Source organism: Helicobacter saguini (assembly GCF_000762875.2).
GTDB lineage: Bacteria > Campylobacterota > Campylobacteria > Campylobacterales > Helicobacteraceae > Helicobacter_A > Helicobacter_A saguini.
Window position 1 is genome coordinate 1 of the sequence record NZ_JRMP02000014.1, and the last position, 16,783, is coordinate 16,783.

A 16,783-nucleotide genomic window follows, 5' to 3' on the forward strand; every position below is an offset into this window, starting at 1 on the left:
TTGGGGGGTTGCAAGGGGGGATAAGGGGGAGCGACCTCGCAATTCAAGCCCCCCTTGTCCCCCCTTGCGAACGTGTAGATTGCAAAGATTCTATAATGCCAAAAAATATTATAGAATCTAGCGACTCTGTCAATTCGCGAAGCGAAACTAAAATAGTGGATTCTAAGATAAAATCCAAAAAACTCTTTGATTTTAATCATTTTAGTGACAATATCGCCTTAATTGATGATAGTGAAAATGTGCTTACTTACAAGGATTTAAACGATTTTACAAGTGAATTAGATTCTAAAATTAAGCGTGATTTATGCGTAATATTTTGCTGTAATACTATCGGCTGTGCTGCCTTTTATGCTGCGTTATTAGAATCTAAAATCGTGCTTTTAAATATCGCTAGTGATTTAGATTCTAACTCTATTCTTAGAATCTTAAATGATTATAAACCGCGATATTTGTGTATGCCTAGCAATTTAGCTCACGCTTTTTTCTCTCAAAATTTTAAAAATATTTTTGAAAAATATAATTATATGCTTTTAGAATCTTGCTTAGATTCTATGGATGATACATTTGTTACATCCAAAGAAAATTGCGTAAATAACGATATTTTTAACGATAATATAGAATCTAAAAATTTGCAGAATCTAGATTCTAAATTTATGGATGATACATTTGTTATATCCAAAAAAGATTCTATAATTTCTAATAATTTTAACCAAACGCCTACCAACCAACCTATTTTAAAAGATTCTAAAACGCAAACTTCGCACTTGCACCCTTTGTATAAATCTATTCCCAAAGGGCGACCCATTTGTAAGATTGATACAAAGAGTGCAAGTGCGAAGTTTCAAACACCAACCCACCGCCCTTGTAACGATATTTCTAAAAATCTAGCCCTGCTGCTAAGCACTTCAGGCTCTACAGGTAGTGTGAAATTTGTGCGACTTAGCTATCAAAATCTAAAAAGTAATACAGATTCTATTATCAAATATCTAAATTTAGATTCAAAAGAAAGAGCGTTGCTAATTTTGCCGCTAAATTACACCTTTGGCTTGTCAATTTTGCATACGCATTTACGCGTTGGCGCGAGTGTTGCTATCACGCAACTTAGCGTTATGCAAAAGGGCTTTTGGGAGTTTTTAGAATCTAGCAAGGCTACTTCGCTATCAGGTGTGCCTTATACTTTTGAAATGCTAAAAAAGCTAAATTTTTTCACTAAAAACTTGCCGCACTTAAAGACGCTAACTCAAGCTGGTGGGAAGCTAAGGAGCGATTTGCAAAAGGAATTTGCCACTTTTGCCCTTAAGGAAAACAAAAAATTTATCATAATGTATGGGCAAACTGAAGCTAGTGCTAGAATGAGCTACTTGCCATTTGAATATGCTCTTAAAAAGCTAGGCAGTATCGGCATTCCTGTGCCAAATGGTAAGTTTGAGATTCTAGATTCTAAAGGTTGCAAAATAAAAGAAAGCCAAAAGCAAGGTGAGCTAATTTATAAAGGTAAAAATGTCGCGCTAGGCTATGCTGAAAATAGAGAATCTTTAAGCAAAGGCGATGATTTTAAGGGCATTTTACACACCGGCGATATTGCGTATTTTGACAAAGATAAATTTTATTACATTGTTGGGCGTAAAAGTCGCTTTATAAAAATGCAGGGAAAACGCATTAGTTTAGATGAAATAGATTCCTTGCTACACGCCACTTTTAAGGATGTAACACTTGTTACATCCGGGCTTGATGATATGCTATATATTTTTATAGAATCTAAAAATTGCAATCTAAATGAGATAAAAAAATTTATTTGTAACGCTTTAAAAATCGCTCCTTTTTGTGTGAAAATAAAAGAAATTGACAAAATCCCACGCACAAAATCAGGGAAGATTCTATACTCGCAAATGGAAAAATATTATGAATAAAATGTTTGAAAATTACGATATAAACGCACTTTTTGATATAGAGCCATTTTCGCTTTTGCAAAATGACAAAGAGATTTTTTACTCGCATTATTTAGAATCTTTGTGTTCTTTTCACTACCAAAATTGCAAGGAATATAAAAAGATTCTAAATGCGTTTGGTTACAATTTAGATTCTAAAAATATTGATTTTATTACAAATTTTATGGATGGCACAAATGTTACATCCAAAAAAGATTCTATAAATTCTACCTTATCGCCCACCCACCACCCTATAAATAGTATAGAATCTTACCCCTTTCTCCCCGTTAGATTATTCAAAGAATACGACTTAAAAAGTATAGATTCTAAAGAGATTCTAAAAACAATGACAAGCTCTGGCACAAGTGGGCAAAGCGTTTCAAAAATCTATTTAGATAAAAAAACTTCAAGTTTGCAAACAAAGGCTTTAACAAAAATTATGCAAAGCTTTTTAGGGAAAAATCGTCTGCCTATGATTATAATTGATAGTGAAAATCTGCTAAAAAATCGCGCTATGTTTTCAGCGCGCGGGGCTGGTGTGCTTGGTTTTTCAATGTTTGGTAGCGATAAAATTTATGCCCTTGATAGCGAGATGAAACTAAAACTAGATTCTATAAACGCATTTTTAGCTAAACATAAGGGCGAAAAAATCCTGCTTTTTGGCTTTACATTTATTATTTGGCTGCATTTTGTGAGTGAATTACAGCGTTTGGGGATTAGGCTAAATATAAAAAATGGCGTGTTAATCCATGGCGGTGGGTGGAAAAAGATTCTAAACTTAGCCGTTAGCAAGGACGCATTTAAGGCGACTTTACGCGATTTGTGTGGTATAGAATCTGTGCATGATTATTATGGTATGGTCGAGCAGACAGGGAGCATTTTTGTGGAGTGTGAGCGTGGGCATTTACACGCTAGTATTTTTAGTGATATTATCACGCGGCGAAGCGTTGATTTTAGCCCTTGTGATATAGGCGAAATGGGCATTTTAGAAGTGATTTCGCTTTTGCCACATTCATATCCGGGGCATTTGCTACTTAGCGAAGATTTAGGCTCGATTTTGGGCGTGGATAACTGCCCTTGTGGTCGCAAAGGCAAATATTTTGAAATAAAAGGGAGAATAAAAAATGCAGAAATTCGAGGATGCAGCGACACATATCAAGGGTAATATAGAATCTAAAACACAAGATTCTAAGGGCAATTCTAAGGACGTAACAAATGTTACATCCAAGAAAGATTCCATAAATAACGATATTTCTAATGATTCTATAGAATCTAAAAATTCTAAGGAAGTAACAAATGTTACACCCAACAAAAACGATAAAAACGACAAAGAAATAAAAATATTATTCCCCAAAATAGATTCTAAAAACGCAATAAACCACATAGAATCTTTACAAAATCTAAAAGCCCTAAGCCCTTTTAATAACGAAGTTTGCGAGTTTTTAAACAAATTATCACAAAAAATATTGCAAGATAAAGAAGCCAAAAACTACCCAGATATTATCACTTTTGGCTTTTTTTGTCGCGGCACAAATTTGGCAAAATTAAAGCAACATTATGATGTAGAATCAAGGCTAGGACGCGGTTTAAGCTTTCATATTGCCCCTTCAAATGTGGCTATAAATTTCGCCTTTTCTTTAATCGCAAGTTTGTTAGCCGGAAATGCAAATATCGTGCGTGTTTCAAGCAAGGACTTTGCCCAGACACGCATTATTTGCCGCATTTTAGATTCTATAGAATCTGTAATAAAAGATTACATTTGCATCGTGCAGTATCCACATTCGCGTGAGCTGAATGACAAGTTATCACAAATTGCGGATAATCGCATTATTTGGGGTGGCGATAAAACGATTGAAAATGTGCGACTTAGCCCATTAAAACCGCGTAGCGTGGAACTTGCCTTTGCTAATCGCTACTCGCTTTGTGTGATAGAATCTGGTGCGATTTTAAATTTAGATTCTAAAGATTTAGGGAAACTTGCGCGTGATTTTTATAACGATACATATTTATACGACCAAAATGCGTGCAGCTCGCCATTTCTTATCTTTTGGCTTGGACAAGATTGTATGCAAAAAGCGCGTGAAAAATTTTGGAGCGCTATTTTTTCTTATGTGAAAAATCGCTATGAAATGCAGGATATTATCGCGCTGGATAAGATTGTGAATGAGTGCAAAATGGCAATAGATTTAGATTCTGTGCGTGTGCAAAATTATGAAAATCTAATCAACACAATTTTTGTGCCAAACTTAGATTCTATAGAATCTAAAAGCATAAAAACCTACGCCACGCCCGGTGGCAGCTTTATAGAAAGTAGCGGAAATTCCTTAGAATCTTTATTTAACATAATAGATTCAAGCTATCAAACCCTAAGCTATTTTGGATTAGATTCTAAAACCTTGCAACAAGAAATAATAAAAAAAGGCTTAAAAGGCATTGATAGAATAGTCCCAATCGGTCAAACAAGCAATTTTAGCCTAACATGGGATGGCTACAATCTAATCACGTCCCTCTCCCACAAAATCTCTAGATTCTAAGATGGATTAGATTCTATCCTCTCCACAAATATCACATCTTGTGAGTTTAGATAATTTATCACTTCACCATTTTTAACATTAAAATGGCTTGGTTGTAAGCCCTCTAGCTTTAGATATTTTGTATTACTAGCGCGACTTATTGCGACATACGCTTGTCCTACTTCAAAGATTCTATCAAATTTTATATGCAAATGCTCGATTGTCATCCCTTGCGACTTATGAATGGTAATCGCATATGCCAAACGAATGGGAAACTGCTCTAGCTCGTGGTCTATGCTATGTGTCGCTACATCGCCATTCATCTCGCTGTGATAACGCGTAAAAATCTCCTTATACACATTAATCACCTTGCCATCATAAGTCTCAATGCTTAAACTATCCTTATCCACACTCTTTAAAACGCCCTGCAGCCCGTTATAGTAGCCCTGCAATATATTATTTTTACAAAAAATCACACGGCAGCCCACTTTCACATGCAAGATTACGTCCGTAGGAAAGTCCTTATTATCAGGGAAACTCGTGTGGTTGGTATATTTCCCTTCTAAAGTGTAAAGCTTAGAATCTATTTTAGTAAGCTCATTATTATTGATAGAATCTACTTGTGCATTTGTCGCGCAAATAATCGTAGGCTTCCATTCTGCGTAGTTTTCAGGCGTATTTGCGACTAGATTATTTAGAAAATTATGGGTATCTTGCGTGTAGATTCCCTGTCTTATTTGCTGCTGATAAAAGGCAAACTGCTTATCTTCAGTCCGCTGAATCTGCGTTAGCTCGATAATGACAGGGTGCCAGTTTGGCGAGTGAAAAATATAATTTGCCCCCACTCTATCGCCAGGTCTTGAAACAGGCGGTAGCTGGAATAAATCGCCGATAAATAAAATGGGCTTTATTATGCCTACTTGGCTAAATCTAAGATAGATTAAATCAAGGAGCTGGGCTGATAGCATTGAGATTTCATCAATGATGATTAAATCAGTGTTTTTTAGAATCTTTTTTAGGCTTGAAAGCCTTATAGATAGGGCTTGCTCGTAGCTTATGCCCTTTTTTAGTAGATGTGCTATTCCTTTTCTATCAAAGGCTTCTAAATCTTGTGCATCTTTGCTTAATCCTAGCTTAAAAACGCGATGAAGTGTCTCACCATTAAGATTTTGTGCGGCGATTTGCGTTGTGGCTAGTTTTAAAGTGTTGTTAAATTTTTGTATGATTTTTTTCGCGCTATAAGTTTTTCCCACGCCACCAGCCCCGGTTAAAAAGACCTGCCCCCTATCCTTTAGCAAATTTACAATATCATCAAATGTTAGTTTGTCTTTAGTCAAAATATACTCGTCTGTGTAAGATAAAATAAAATTATAGTCATAAAAGTTTAGAATCTAGTTTATTTTTACATTTCATCTTGTATATTTAGTTAGAATCTTTACCTAGAATTAAACATCGTTTTTGCCAAATTGAAAGGATATTGATTTCTTTAAGATAGATTCCTACATTTTTAAATTCGCTTATCCCTGTGGTTTCTTTTGCTTTTTTTAGTAAATTTTCTATATTTAAAATCTCGTATCCTTTATAGCTTTCATTGCCAAAAAAGCTATAACAAATCTTTGCTATTTCTATCATAGGCTTTTTATTTTTAGATTCTATAAAATCTTTATAATTAGTAATTTTAGAATCATTACTAATACTACTTGATTTAAACTGACCTAAAGACCCTAAATCAATCCTAGATTCTATAAAATCTTTTTTTACACACCCATTAAGACAAATACAAAAAAAGCTTATAAAACTAAGTAAAAATACAAAAATTCGCATAAGAAATTCTACCCTAAAAATCTCAAATTTTAGAATCCAAAATATAATTACGCATTTCTATTGCATAAATTAGACTAACAATAAACCTAAATAATTATTTTTATAGTAAAATTTCATTTACTTTTGGTTGTAAAGGTTTTAAGATTATGGGCTTTGCGGTGATTATTATGGGTAGTAAGAGCGACTGGCAGGTGGTAAAAGAGTGCGTGGTGGTGCTGGAGCGATTTGAGATTCCTTATGAAGTGTATATTTCGAGTGCGCACAGGAGTGCGGAGCGAACCATTGAGATTGTCAAAGACTGCGATAGTCGCGGCGCGAAGGTCTTTGTGGGTGCGGCTGGGATGGCAGCGCACTTAGCTGGGAGTATCGCGGCGCACACGCTAAAGCCTGTTGTAGCAGTCGCCCTGCCTGGCGGGATGCTAGATGGGCTAGATTCACTACTATCAAGCGTGCAAATGCCAAAAGGAATGCCCGTTGCTACGATGAGCGTAGGCAAGGCTGGGGCGATAAATGCGGGCTATTTTGTGGCACAGATTTTCGCGCTTTTGCCGCAGTATAAGCACGTCTTAGAATCTTTAAAAAATGAGAAAAGCACGACATCACAGCAGTTAATCGAAGACACAAAAGAGATTAGAAAAATCATTGATTGCGAGATGAAAGGCTAGATTCTATGGGTTGTTAGGGCGATATTAAAGGATTTAAAATGGCGTTAAAAACGATAAAAGAAATGCAAGAAGAGATGAATAATGAAGCCTTTGGCGGCGGCTTTAGTGGCGAGTTTGGCGGGGGGTTTGGGGCGGATTCTAATGTGGCTTTGGAATCTAACACGGCTAGTTTGCAGGCGCAAAAAAATGCGATAAAAGCCCAAGTCGAGCAAACTCAAAAGATTCTAAATAATGAGCCTTTAGAATCTCCTTTAGATTCTAATATGGTGGAATCTGCGGAAATGCCGACCTTAAGACGCGCCAAAACGATAAAAGAGAGTATGCAGGATATGCAGGGTTGGCTTGATGATGAAACTCCAGCGGTTAATTCGCCGACGTCTTTAAATCCGCAAACACCTTTAAATCAGCAAACATCTTTGCAATCTCAAACGCCTTTAAATTCACAAAATGTTTCACCAACGCCAACGTTGCAAACACAACAAACGCCCTTAAATCCGCAAAATCCACAGAATCTAAACGCCACACAAAATAAGATTCAAACACCGCAAACACCTTTGAATCCACAAGCAACGCAAACGCCTTTACAAACGCGACCTTTAAACACGCAAAGACCGCAAAATCCACAAACAACGCAAAATCTTAACGCCCAAACACCGCCAAAACCACAGCCCACACAGAATCTAAATCCACAAACGCCAAATTTACAGAATCTAAACCCACAAAAAGATTCTATAAAGCCCATCCCAACGCCACCAAATCTAAAAGAAGCTACACAGCCAAATCTAACGCCACAAACGCCTTTGAATCCACAAGCAACGCAAACGCCCACGCCACCGCAGAATCTAACGCCAAAAGAAGCCCCCAAAAAAACCCTGCCAAAAGAAATCACTGATGGCTTAGAAAAAATCGCCGCAAAAGAGCCACAAAGCAGTATCGCCGAGCTAAAGCAGGAAAAATACGAGCAAATTATGAAAGCAAACGCGCAAAAGCAGGAGACGTGGCTACTTTTGGATGAGTTTTTGCGGTTATCAGGCTTAGAAAAAGACAAGGTTATGGAGCTAATCAACGACAAAACTATCAAGAGCAAGATTGATGGCGACAAGATTTATGTCGAGGCTAGCACAGGCACATCCGCGCTGATTAAAAAGGTTGAAAATCGGCTCGTTTCCCTTGATATGAGTGGGAATGCGCTAGACCCTGTGTTTGTCGAAAAGACGATTGCGACAATTTTAGGGCTGCATGAAAAGGTCACAAGTGCTAAAGATGAGACGATTGCGGCGGTAAAAAGTGAAAATAGCTTTTTAAAAGAAGCATTAGTATCGATGCAAGAAATCTATGATGATGATAAAAAAACTATCGAACTTTTGCAACAGCAACTGCAAAAAGCCCAAGAAGAAGTCGAATTTGTGAAGCGAAAATACAAGCTAATGTGGGGTCGCGTCAGCAACTCCGCCACGTAAGATTCTAAAAGGAGAGAAAATGACACTAATTGTGGAAAATGTGAATAAGGATTTGGAAAAGGCGATAAAGGCGATGGCTAGGCTTGCGAATGCTAAGGTTAGAAATGGAGATTGTATGCAGTCTAAAACTTCTTTAGAATCTAAATCTGCTGTGAAATCTAAAGGCGGGTTAAAGGCGGCGTTAAAAGAATATAAAAATGACAAAAAGGCAGGGAAAATAAAGACTTATGATAGCTTTGAAGAGTTTGAAAAAGATTTACTGCAAGGGTAGAAAATGTATAAATTTGAGCCATCAAATCGCTTTAAAAGGCAATACAAAAAGCTAAATCAAAACGACAAAGACAAAGCAAAAGAAGTGATAAATAAGCTTTTAAATGGTGAGATTTTAGAATCTAAATATAAAGACCATAAGCTAAGTGGCGAGTATAGCGGCTTTCGCGAGTGTCATATTAAGCCTGATTTATTGTTGATTTATAAAAAAGATTCTATAAATTTGATTTTAATTTGTTTGGATATAGGCTCGCATAGCGATTTATTTTAGAATCTTATAAAGGGTGAAAATGAGTAAAATGGTGGATTTAGATTCTAGAGAAGTTATAGAATCTGGTGTTTTTAAAAATATAGATTCTAAAAATACTAATGTAGATTCTAATAAAGTTATGAAATCTAGTTTGGATTCTGTGAATTTAGATTCTAAAAATTTTATGGAATCTAGTTTGGATTCTAACATCCTAAACGCCGCTCACAACACTACTATTGAAAAAGATTCTAAAAAAAATATAGAATCTGTGGATTTGCAGAATCTAGATTCTAACAAAGTTATAGAATCTAGTTTAGATTCTAACAACCTATCGCCCGCCCGCCACCCTATTCTAGAAATTAAGAATCTAAATGCAAGTTTTAAAAATAGTAGTTTTAAGCTAGAAAATATTAGCTTTTCTATAAGTGTAGGGGAGTGTTTAGGCTTGGCTGGGGAGAGTGGCAGTGGGAAAAGTTTGCTATCTCGCATTATACTAAGTTTAGAATCTAATGCGATTATAGAATCTGGAAGTATTATCTTTAATAATTATGATTTGAGCAACCTTTATTTTAACGACATTAAAAAATATAGAATCAAAATGAAGCAGATTCTAGGGAAAGATATAGCCTATATCCCGCAGGATACATCAAATTCGCTAAATCCGCTGCATAAAATAAAAAAACAAATCGCCGAAGTGCTGGATATTCACGCCCTTTATACCGACAAAGACAAAAGGGAAAAACATATCAAAGAGACCTGCGAGAATCTAGGGCTAGATTCTAATCTGCTAAATCGTTACCCATTTGAGCTAAGTGGCGGACAACGCCAACGTGTCGTTATTTGCATGGCTTTAATCTCACATCCAAAGCTAATAATTTGCGATGAGCCAACAAGCGCGCTAGATTCTAATCTTAGCTATCAAATCGCGGAGCTACTAAAAGAAAAATCACAGAATCTAAATATTGCACTCCTTTTCATAACGCATGATTTAGGGCTACTTGGGCATTTTTGTAACAAAAATATTATTATTCATAATGGAAAAATTATTGAGATTTTGAAACGCAATGAAAAACCGCAAAAAGATTACACAAAAAAGCTTTTTAGCGCTAACCACCTACCGCAAAAAACGCCAAATACTAAGCAAACAAAAGTGATTTTAAAACTAGAAAATTTCTGCGTGCAAGTGAAAAAAAATGCCCTTTTTAGAAAAAAGATTCTAAACATTACGCAAAATGTAAATCTAACTTTGCAAGAAGGCAAAACGCTAGGCATTATCGGGCAAAGCGGCAGTGGCAAAAGTAGCCTTGCACTAGGAATCACGCATCTATTGCAAACGAGTGGCAAAGACTTTTATTTTGGCAAAGAATTATCAAATAATGGAAAAATTGATAAAAATTATCTTAAAATTATGCGAAAAAATATGCAGCTTATTTTTCAAGATTCAAGTAGCGCGTTAAATCCGCGATTTAGTGTATATAATTTGGTAAGTGAAGGATTAATTTTGCAAAATTTAGATAAAATATCAATTTTAGAAAAAATAAGGAATACATTTAGCTTTTTACAGCTAAGTATTGACCTTTTAAATCGATACCCAAGTGAGCTAAGTGGTGGGCAGCGGCAGCGTGTAGCCTTAGCGCGCGCGATGGTGCTTGAGCCTAAAATCTTAATTTTAGACGAGCCAACTAGCGCACTTGATAAATTCGTGCAAAAAGAGACGCTAAATCTCCTTGCAACTATGCAAGAGCGGCTAAATCTAAGCTATGTGCTAATCACGCATGACTTGGGCGTTATGGCGAATTTATGCGATGATGTGGCGGTGATTTTTGGTGGAAAGATTGTGGAATATGCTAGTGTTTCGCAGATTCTAGAAGCCCCAAAACACGCCTACACACGCAAAATGGTAGAGATTTATAAGTATTTTAATTCTATTTAAAGGAGAGAGAATGAGTAAGAATTTGGCTTTATTTATCGATTGTGATAAGCTTGAGGTGGCGTTTATGAGCGTGATTTTTGATTATTTGAAAAATCATGGCTACAATGTGTGCTTGAAAAAGGCGTATATCAACAAGGATAACCTGATAAATTGGCAGCCACAGCTTGATAGACAATACTGCAAAATAGTCCTTGGCACATCACAAGCTAACACAAATATGAATATTAGCGCAGATGTCGCAAATGCCCTATATAGCGGAAAGTATGAAGCCATTGCTATCGCGTCAAACTATAAAGAATTTGGCGTATTAGCAAGTTCTGTAAGGGAGCAGGGATTAGAATCTTTGTGCTTTTATCAATACTCAAAAGGTAATGAAGCCTTTTTAAAACGCGCCTACAATGTCGTCTATAACCTAGAGCCAACACCAGCGAAATCTACACAGACCGCTAGCACAGGCGATGCGATTGAAGACTTTGGTGCATTACTAGAAAATCTTGATATGGGCGTGCTAAATGATATACCAGAAGATGTAAAACCAGCCAAAAGCCCTGCCAAACGAGCCACAAAGCCACGCACTACAAAAGTGGTAAAATCCACAACAAAAAAGAGCGTGGGGAGAAAAAAGGCATAACCGCGTTTAGATTCTAACATCGTATAAAAAGTAACGTAAGATTGTAAAATCTAGATTATATTGTTATATTGCGGTTTTTAGAATCTAAACAATGTTTTATCTTAGAATTATTAAAGACACAAGATAGGTAAAAATGTTGTGTATTTAAATCAAAACTTATTTTATGATTTATGGGCTTCTGCTAAAGTGCTTATTTTATTGTGAGTTATTTAGCAAAAAACTTTTCACTTTCCTTTTTTATAGAATCTTTATTTGTATTTATGCTTGAGATTTCTTCGCGGTTGTTATTGTCTAGCTTAGAATCTTTAGAATTACCGCCAAAACTAAGCCAATTAAAGCTCCCTACAATCATAAAATCACTATCACAAATTAGAATCTTTGAGTGCGAATTATCTTTTTTTACAAATAATAAATCATTATATTTTTGTTTCAATTCTTGTAATATTTTGCGCGCGATATTATCCATAGGCTCTTTATCATCTTTATGTTTTGAATCTAAGCCAAATTTTATATAGATTTTTACGCCACGTTTTAGGGCAGATTCTATATCTTTTTGATATTCTTTTAGAATGCGACCACGCACCCAAGGGCTTTGGATACACACGCTTTTCTTTGCATTTTCTAAAACATAGATAAAATATTTTTTATGCTCTTGCATACTAATTGTATGTCCATTTTCTAAGTTTATTTCTAGTTTAGATTCTATAGCTTTAGAATCTAACGCTTCAAATTTCTCCTTGCAATCAGTATAGGCGTTATTATCTTTTGCCTTAAATAAAGACTTATCCACTAACTTTGCAAGTCGCTGCGTGGCACTACTATCAATTAGATTTTCTTCCAAAGATTCTAAAGATTCTAAATTTTGCGGATTTTCGCTTTTTTCTATATCACGCAAATACTTTTCATTTATCGCTAGAATCTTTTCATTTCCTTCAATATTTTTATAAAACAAACAAATATATTTTCTAAAATATTTCTTGCACTCTTGCACTTCTATAATATCTAGCACGTCGCATCTATAGTGTGTTTTATCGCTTTTAGATTCTGTATTTTTAGAATCTCTAGAATCTGCACTAGATTCTATAAAATCTAAGCCTTTTAATTTTTCCATTATCATTGTTTTTAATGTTTTATTAGAATCTTCATTTATTTCCTCACCCTCAATAAAGCTAGATTCTATAAATACATCGTTTAAAGTTTCCGTTCTTAATCGTTTATCGCCCTGTGGCTTTAGCTCTATTGCTTCTTTACCTGGTGTCGAATCTAGTTTTATGTTTCCTATTTTATTAGATTCTATAATATTGCCCAAGATTCCATCGCTTAAAATGTATGCGATTTCTTCTTTTATTTCTTTTTGTTTATCCTGTTTTAAAGCCTCTTTGCCCTTTTCACTCAATGCTCCAGATTCTAAGATATAACCTAGCTTTTGATATTCACTTATGATTGTGCCTAAAATATCGCCATCTAGCTGCGTTATATCTTGCAGTATTTCTAAAATATTTATTCCCTTTAAGCCGCTTAAATATTCTAAAATCTTAAAAATACTTAACACTATTGGGTGCAGCGGACTTTCTTTACTTACTACATATTTAATTCTGCTTTTATAATATGGATAATAAAGCTCACGCGTATCATACCAAATATAGCTCGTATCCTTAGATTCTATAGAATCTGTGTCTCTTTTATCATTATAATAGTCGCTATATTTATGCGTTAGAAATTCCATATCAGGCGTGAAATGCGATTTAGATTCTGTATTTTTCTTTTTAGTTGCCATTGTTTGCTCCTTTAAATTTTATAAAATATTTTTATAGCCTAAAGCCCGACCAACCACCCCTTAAGGTTAAATATTTTATAGAATCTAGATTCTATCTTAATTCTATAATTTGATACTTTTCCATATTTTTTCTTATAAATTCAATAATATCTTTAAATGGATTTTCACCCTCACTTACACTTGCAGATTCTAAAAACTCCATATCGCCAACGATAATCAACAATCGCTTTGAGCGAGAAAGCGAAACATTTAGCCGCTTTTCATCGGCTATAAAATTGATTTTACTTCCTTGACGCTTTTTTTGTGCGGCTTTATCATTTTTAGCCTTATCACTTCTAACGCAGTCATATATGATTAAGTCCCTATCACTCCCTTGAAAGCTATCCACCGTTCCTATATCAATCTTTACATTTATAGAATCATATTCTTTTATCATACTTGCTAGATTTTTTTGCAAAAGCTGCATTTGATTTTTATATGGCGTGATTATGCCGATGTCTTTTATATTGCTAGATTCTAAGTTACTTTTATTTTTTAGCGTATTTAGCGTTTCTTTGATAATATCTGCGTGCTTTCTATTTATTTTTCCTGTGCCTTGTTGCTCATCATTTTTATTTGGGAGTTTGCCTGTATCAAGCCACACTACGCTACTTTTAAAGCACTTTAGATTATGGTCTCTATCATAAGTGGCTAAATCACTTGAAACTAGCTCTCCATCATAAAACGCATTACTATAAATATCACAAATTCGTGGCTCTGCCCTATAATTATATGTAAGCCTGTGATAAAAATTTTTGATATATTCTTTATTTTCACTAGCTTTTTCCATACGCGTATAAAGCCGCTCAAATAGCGATGTGGTTACATCTTTTTTATTATGTTTTAAATCTTTATTTTTTGCAAATTCACTCAAATTTTCTATAATTTCATCATCTACCACAGGTGATAATTGCTTATGGTCTCCTACTAAGATTATCTTTCTAGCCTTAATATTTGGCACTAATATTTCGCTTAAAATAGCCCTACCCGCTTCATCAACAATTGCTACATCAAAGACAATATTTCTAAAATCTTTCCAACTTGAAATCCCTAAAAGTGTCCCAAAAATAAGGCGGATATTTTTTAGAAATAAAGTTGCTGTATGAGATTCTTTTGATATTAGCACTTCAGGGTTTTGCGATAGTTTTGAGCTTATAGTTTGCAGGCTACCTTTAAACTCATACTGCAGATTTGCTAATTTTTCCTTTATATTTTCACTAAGATTTTTTGCATTTTTAGAATCTAGTATAGGATTTTTAGCAATTCTATCCATATTTTCTTTAATTATTTTATCTAGCACTTTTATTTCGATAAATTCTTGTCCTACTTTGCTTATTTTTTTATTATCATTGCCGATACGCAAAATCTTTTGGTTTATAAAGCTATCATTTGCTAGTTTTTCTAGCACATTATCTACTGCTTGATTACTTTGGGAGGCAACTAAGATTCTATAATGCTTATGGCGATGCAAAAGCTGCAATATCATTTCTGTAATTGTCGTGGTTTTGCCAGTGCCAGGAGGTCCTTGTATTAATAGAATCTCGCTTTCAGTATCAAGGCTTAAAGCTTTACGCACTGCTTCTTTTTGATTGTCATCCAACGCAGCATTAAAATAAGATTCTATATCCACTAGCACATTTTCTTTTAATTGTGTTGGGTCATTTATTTTTCGTAAAAGGTTTGGAATCTGCACCATACCTGATTTTAAAGATTCTAGTGCGCCATTCTTTTTATTCCATAAAATCTCTTCTACTTGAAAATCATAGCTTATAGAATATTTTATATCTTTTCTATAATCTATATGCGTAGCTTTAGAATCTATTTTTATTGTTAGGTGTTTATTTTTATTGTTATAAGTTTCAATTACACCCTTTATTCCTTCTGTTTTTTCATTTTCATTTTCATATTGAATGATTACTTTATCCTTTGGTTTAAAATCACGTCTTTTAGAATCTTTTTGCGTTTTATTAATGGCAAAGTCGCTAGATTCTATATTTTCATCATATTCTACTGAATCTTTAGAATCTTTAGATTCTATAAGCTCAAAAGTTAGAGTCTCAGCGCCGCGTTTATTATCTATAAATCTAGCCTTTTTTGTATTTTTCTTAATTTGTATTGTTTTATATTCTGCGACTAGTAAATCTTCTTCGGTTTTTATAGATTCTATATCAATAGCATTTGCTTTATTTTCTAGCTCTTTTAATCTATATTCATATTTTATTTTTGATTTTAGTAAGCCTACATTTGTGCGATTTTCTATATATTTATTTTCGCCATTTATACTAATTACAAAATGCTCATTTAGCTCTAATCCATCTTGCTGTGTTTTGTCAATTTCTATTGATTTAAACTCAGGCAATTCAATTCTAGGGCAGAAAAAATATGATTCATCTGTGTAATTATCATCTACCTTACACACAAATAATAAATCATTTATTGCTATTTCAATATTTTCATACTTTCTTTTAGAATCATATTTCATTCTTATATATGCTTTATGCCCTGCTATTCTATTTTCTATATCCTCGTCAAACTCATACATTTCAATACCATTTTTTTCACAATAATGCTCTACCGTGCTTTCAAGACATCTAATTTCATACACTTTTTTAATATAATCATTGTTATAAATTTTTCTAATTTCTGTATCAATCTCATTTAAAGTGATATTAGAATCTTTTAGCATTCTTTTAATTAAGACTATAAATTCATTTTCTGTATCTTCTAAATCGTAAGTGTGATTAATGCTTTCAAACATAGATTCTATATTATTACTAAAATCTATATCTAAACAAAGGCAGTAAAGTTTAAGCATACTTAGGGCGAAATCTTTAATATCATTATTTACACTAGCATCTTGCATAGAATCTAAAAAATATTTTTTACCAAAAGATAGTAAAAACTTATTATTTTTAGAATCTAAATAGATATTTTCCAAGCTAATATCTCCGCAAAAATACCCTTTATTATGGATAAAACAAATGCAATCTAGTATACTTAAAAAGCAATCAAGGACTTTTTGAAAGTTTAATTTTTGATAAGATTCTACAACAAGCCACGAGTTATAAGCAGACTTAGATTCTAAAAAATCACTAGATTCTATAATTTTAATATTTTCAAAATCCTGCACTATAAAATAGAAAAAATTAGAATCTTCATCAAAGTGAAATGGGATAATATTACTATGTGATAAACTTACAATATTTTGCATTTTATTTGAGAAAGATATATCATTTATAGAATCTTTATTCTCATTTATAGAATCTGCATTAGAACTTTTGCTAGAATCTTTATTAGGACTTTTAGCCTTTCTATAAATCGTGCAAGTTATATCATTATGCTTTGCCTGTATAACATTCCCATCGCTACTTATCACATCATATTTCCATAGAATCTTTTGCATTTTTACCCCTTGCTATCTTTTACCAAAGACATAATTATAACAAAAAAAAAAAAAAATATTTTTATACTTATTTTTATATATTTTATTTGC

Annotated in this window: 13 protein-coding genes; 9 read left to right on the forward strand and 4 right to left on the reverse strand. The window is 33.9% G+C overall.

Going from position 1 to position 16,783, the window contains the following annotated elements:
• The 3 genes from LS64_RS08565 to LS64_RS08575 form a co-directional block, all read left to right on the forward strand.
• Window positions 1-1,910: AMP-binding protein (locus tag LS64_RS08565; RefSeq protein WP_138127309.1), on the forward strand; the 1,910-nt coding region annotated here is incomplete at its 5' end.
• Complete coding sequence (locus tag LS64_RS08570) at window positions 1,903-3,093, forward strand: LuxE/PaaK family acyltransferase (RefSeq protein WP_237416230.1); 1,191 nt, start codon at window positions 1,903-1,905, stop codon at window positions 3,091-3,093. The genes LS64_RS08565 and LS64_RS08570, both read left to right, overlap by 8 nt.
• On the forward strand, window positions 3,053-4,462 hold the full coding sequence (locus tag LS64_RS08575) for an acyl-CoA reductase (RefSeq protein ID WP_081948403.1): 1,410 nt from the start codon (window positions 3,053-3,055) through the stop codon (window positions 4,460-4,462). Before LS64_RS08570 ends, LS64_RS08575 begins: the two co-directional genes overlap by 41 nt.
• Here LS64_RS08575 and LS64_RS08580 read toward each other — a convergent pair.
• Both LS64_RS08580 and LS64_RS08585 read right to left on the reverse strand, forming a co-directional pair.
• Window positions 4,459-5,778 carry an ATP-dependent DNA helicase gene (locus LS64_RS08580; protein ID WP_034573938.1) on the reverse strand — a complete coding sequence of 440 codons (1,320 nt, stop codon included), beginning with the start codon at window positions 5,776-5,778 and terminating at the stop codon, window positions 4,459-4,461. The two genes, LS64_RS08575 and LS64_RS08580, sit on opposite strands and share 4 nt — an antisense overlap.
• 85 nt (window positions 5,779-5,863) lie before the next feature.
• The gene (locus LS64_RS08585) at window positions 5,864-6,265 is read right to left on the reverse strand and encodes a hypothetical protein (protein WP_052062735.1); all 402 of its coding nucleotides are present in this window, start codon (window positions 6,263-6,265) and stop codon (window positions 5,864-5,866) included.
• A 146-nt stretch (window positions 6,266-6,411) separates the two neighbouring features.
• On the opposite strand from LS64_RS08585, the gene purE reads away from it, so the two are divergent.
• From purE to LS64_RS08615, 6 genes are all read left to right on the forward strand, one after another.
• On the forward strand, window positions 6,412-6,930 hold the full coding sequence (gene purE, locus LS64_RS08590; protein WP_034573942.1) for a 5-(carboxyamino)imidazole ribonucleotide mutase: 519 nt from the start codon (window positions 6,412-6,414) through the stop codon (window positions 6,928-6,930).
• A 968-nt stretch (window positions 6,931-7,898) separates the two neighbouring features.
• Complete coding sequence (locus LS64_RS08595; protein ID WP_034575189.1) at window positions 7,899-8,390, forward strand: DUF3972 domain-containing protein; 492 nt, start codon at window positions 7,899-7,901, stop codon at window positions 8,388-8,390.
• 19 nt (window positions 8,391-8,409) lie between these two features.
• Window positions 8,410-8,661, forward strand: a complete 252-nt coding sequence (locus tag LS64_RS12810) for a hypothetical protein (protein ID WP_034573945.1) — start codon at window positions 8,410-8,412, stop codon at window positions 8,659-8,661.
• 3 nt (window positions 8,662-8,664) lie between these two features.
• The gene (locus LS64_RS08605) at window positions 8,665-8,931 is read left to right on the forward strand and encodes a type II toxin-antitoxin system YafQ family toxin (RefSeq protein WP_034573948.1); all 267 of its coding nucleotides are present in this window, start codon (window positions 8,665-8,667) and stop codon (window positions 8,929-8,931) included.
• A gap of 19 nt (window positions 8,932-8,950) precedes the next feature.
• Entirely contained in the window at window positions 8,951-10,843 is a 1,893-nt protein-coding gene (locus LS64_RS08610; protein ID WP_052062736.1) for an ATP-binding cassette domain-containing protein, read from the forward strand.
• A gap of 10 nt (window positions 10,844-10,853) precedes the next feature.
• Window positions 10,854-11,474, forward strand: coding sequence for an NYN domain-containing protein (locus tag LS64_RS08615; protein WP_034573951.1), 621 nt, complete (start codon window positions 10,854-10,856; stop codon window positions 11,472-11,474).
• A 205-nt stretch (window positions 11,475-11,679) separates the two neighbouring features.
• Here the strand turns inward: LS64_RS08615 and LS64_RS08620 are convergent, their stop codons facing one another.
• Both LS64_RS08620 and LS64_RS08625 read right to left on the reverse strand, forming a co-directional pair.
• Entirely contained in the window at window positions 11,680-13,251 is a 1,572-nt protein-coding gene (locus LS64_RS08620) for a phospholipase D-like domain-containing protein (protein WP_052062737.1), read from the reverse strand.
• Window positions 13,252-13,342: 91 nt separating this feature from the next.
• The gene (locus tag LS64_RS08625) at window positions 13,343-16,693 is read right to left on the reverse strand and encodes an AAA domain-containing protein (RefSeq protein WP_034573953.1); all 3,351 of its coding nucleotides are present in this window, start codon (window positions 16,691-16,693) and stop codon (window positions 13,343-13,345) included.
• Window positions 16,694-16,783 lie beyond the last annotated feature (90 nt).